Raw genomic sequence first — 2,009 nt, 5'->3', positions numbered from 1 at the left:
CTGCGGTCCGCCGGGTCGCGTGCTCACTGCGGTGATCAGTCTGTCCGGCCCTTTGAAAGTGGCGGCGGGCGTCGACGACGGGTCACCGGTCACCGGATTCGGCAGCGTGGCCGGCGGTCTGATGCGCCGGGCCGTCGCGATCCACCACGACGGACGCCAGGAAGGCGTGCAGGTGTCGCTGACACCGCTCGGGGCCCGGGCCGTCTACGGCATGCCCGCCGCTGATCTCGCCCACCGGCTGGTTCCACTCGACGAGCTTCTCGGAACGCTCGGCGTCGAGCTGGTCGACCGGCTCCGCGCGGCGACGACATGGGTGGCGCGGTTCGCCGTGCTGGACGAGTTGCTCCTGCGCGCCGTCGGCCGCGGCGCCGGAGACGACAGCGTGTCCCGGGTGCGCCCCGAGGTGGCCGAGGCCTGGCGCCGCCTCTCGGCCTCGCGGGGCCGCGTCCAGGTCGGGGCGGTGGCCGCGGAACTGGGCTGGAGCCGTCGGTACCTCACCGAGCGGTTTCGCGGTGAGGTGGGCCTGTCACCGAAGACCTTCGCCCGAGTTCTGCGTTTCGAGCACGCGCACGAACTGGCGACGGCGCACGAGCCGCTCCCGTGGGCCGATGTGGCGACCGTCTCCGGCTACGCCGACCAGGCCCATCTCGTTCGGGACTGGCGCGAGTTCACGGGCCGGTCGCCGACGGTCTGGCGTCGCGGCGAAGTCCTTCTCGGGACCGGGTAGCCGCCCATCGTGTCGGCTTCCGTTCCCTTTCCTTCAAGACCACCCGATCGCCGTCCTGTGACGATCGTCGGCATGAGACTCGTCGATCACGATTCTGACGCCATCGACCTGCGGACCACCCCCGTACACCTCGGGCTGGGGTCGAGAGCGAAACCCGTCCAGGGCTTCGCCTGGGACCCGGAGGTGCTCCAGGCCTACAGCGCCGCGGTCGCGGCGGACGGCGCCGAGGGCCGGCTGGTGACGATCTTCGACGGCGACGGCCCCGGCGACCATTGGGAGCGCCACCCCGCCGGCGACGAACTGGTCATCTGCCTCAGCGGGTCGGTGACGGTCACCCGCGATGTGGACGGAGTGCCCGACCGGGTTGTGCTCGGGCCGGGCGAGGCCACCGTCAACCCGGCCGGGACATGGCACGCGGTCGACATGGCGGGGCCGGCGTCCATCCTGACCATCACCGCCGGCCTCGGCACCGACCACCGTCCCCGGACCGAAGCCCGCCTGACCGAGCAGGCCGGCACGTCCGGCCCGCGAACACCGTGACGACCCGTGTCGCGTGTCTCGGCGACAGCATCACCCGTGCGCAGCTCAGCGTCGACTACCTGGACCTTCTCGAACGGCGCCACCCTCCAGGCGACATACGGCTCGCCCGCTTCGGCGTCAACGGCGACTTCGCCTACAACCTCTCACGCCGCCTCGATGCCGTCGTCGCGGACCCACCCGACGTGATCACCGTGTTGATCGGGACCAACGACGCCCGGGCGAGCCTCGCCGGCTACCCCGTCGAGCGGGCCATGGAGCGCAAACAGCTCCCCGAGCGCCCGTCAGCCGGCTGGTTCCAGCAGTGCCTGGCAGCCGTCGTCGAACGGCTGCGAACGCAGACCGACGCGACGATCGCTCTGCTGTCCCTCCCGGTCCTCGGCCAACAACCCGACGGAGCCGCGGCACAGGCATCACGGGCGTACAGCCGCATGATCGCCGAGGTCGCCACCACCAACAAGGCGACCTATCTCCCGCTCCACGAACGCCAGACCGAGGAACTGCGCCAGGCGGACCCGCCGCCGATCCCCTACCAGGAGCCGACACCCGCGGCGAGCGTCAGCGTCCTCGTCCGGCGCGCCGTGCTGCGCCGCAGCCTCGACACGATCTCCCGGCGCCGGGGTCTCGTGCTCACGACCGACCACATCCATCAGAACAGTCGCGGCGCCGCCCTTGTCGCCGAGGTCATCGACACCTGGCTCCCGACCCGGAGCGCGTGACCGGTTCCTGCGGCGGCCCCTTTCCT

The 2,009-nt window shown here is 71.6% G+C and carries 3 protein-coding genes; all 3 read left to right on the top strand.

What is annotated here, in order from left to right; translation table 11 throughout:
* Positions 1–727, top strand: a 727-nt coding sequence (locus tag B7767_RS42260; RefSeq protein WP_256923784.1) for an AraC family transcriptional regulator, incomplete at its 5' end; no start/stop codon positions are given.
* A 72-nt stretch (positions 728–799) separates the two neighbouring features.
* Positions 800–1,267, top strand: coding sequence for a cupin domain-containing protein (locus B7767_RS42255; protein ID WP_085576448.1), 468 nt, complete (start codon positions 800–802; stop codon positions 1,265–1,267).
* Positions 1,264–1,983, top strand: coding sequence for a GDSL-type esterase/lipase family protein (locus B7767_RS42250; protein ID WP_085576446.1), 720 nt, complete (start codon positions 1,264–1,266; stop codon positions 1,981–1,983). Before B7767_RS42255 ends, B7767_RS42250 begins: the two co-directional genes overlap by 4 nt.
* Positions 1,984–2,009 lie beyond the last annotated feature (26 nt).

This window comes from Streptomyces sp. 13-12-16 (genome assembly GCF_002114215.1).
GTDB lineage: Bacteria > Actinomycetota > Actinomycetes > Streptomycetales > Streptomycetaceae > Streptomyces.
Note: the sequence above shows the minus strand (reverse complement) of the source record. Positions and strands in the feature narration are given on the sequence as shown.